Genomic DNA, 1,189 nt, shown 5'->3' on the forward strand with positions numbered 1-1,189 from the left:
GCAGGAAACCTTCCTGAATATTCGTGGCGTGGACAGCGTCATGATCGCGGTCAAAGAAGTGTTCGCTTCCCTGTTTAACGACCGCGCCATCAGTTACCGCGTCCACCAGGGCTTTGACCACAAGCTGGTCGCCCTGTCTGCCGGTGTGCAGCGCATGGTGCGCTCCGAGACGGGCGCTGCGGGCGTGATGTTCTCCATGGATACCGAATCCGGCTTCAAGGACGTGGTATTCATCACTGCTTCCTACGGTTTGGGCGAGATGGTCGTGCAGGGTGCGGTTAACCCGGATGAGTTCTACGTCCACAAGAAAACCCTGCTGAACAAGAAACCTGCTGTACTGCGCCGCAATCTGGGCAGCAAGATGCAGAAAATGATCTACGGCGCTGAAGGTAGCGCGGGCAAGTCCGTTGAAATCGTGGACGTGGACAAAGATGAACGCATCCGCTATTGCCTGACTGACGCACAGGTCGAGAATCTGTCCCGCCAGGCGATTGAAATTGAAAAGCACTACGGCATGCCCATGGATATCGAATGGGCGCTGGATGGCGACGATGGCAAGCTGTACATCGTTCAGGCCCGTCCGGAAACCGTGAAAAGCCGTTCCGACGTGAACGTGATGGAGCGCTACCTGCTCAAGCAAACCGGCAAAGTACTGGTGGAAGGGCGTTCCATCGGCCAGCGGATTGGCGCCGGTAAAGTACGCATTGTGACCAGCATCAAGGAAATGGATAAGGTCCAGCCCGGTGATGTACTGGTGACGGACATGACCGACCCGGATTGGGAGCCGGNGATGAAGCGTGCCGCGGCCATTATTACCAACCGTGGCGGTCGTACCTGTCACGCGGCCATTATTGCCCGTGAACTGGGTGTGCCGGCCATCGTGGGTTGTGGCGATGCTACTGAACTCCTGAAGGATGGTCAGGAAGTCACGGCCTCTTGCGCAGAAGGCGATACCGGCAAGATCTACGAAGGCCAGCTGGAGTTTGATATTCAGCGCAACTCTATCGAGTCCATGCCCAAGCTGCCGTTCAAGATCATGATGAACGTGGGCAACCCGGACCGGGCTTTTGATTTCGCCGGCCTGCCGAATCAGGGCGTGGGCCTGGCCCGCCTGGAGTTCATCATCAACCGCATGATCGGTGTGCATCCCAAGGCACTGCTGAACTACGATTCCATGCCCCAGGACGTC

Annotated in this window: 1 protein-coding gene; it reads left to right on the plus strand. The window is 57.4% G+C overall.

The annotated features are described in order from the left end of the window. Positions 1–1,189 (plus strand): phosphoenolpyruvate synthase (ppsA, locus tag A3730_RS26735; RefSeq protein ID WP_082872550.1); only part of this gene is annotated, 1,189 nt, incomplete at both ends.

The sequence above is a fragment of the Alcanivorax sp. HI0044 genome (assembly GCF_001634945.1).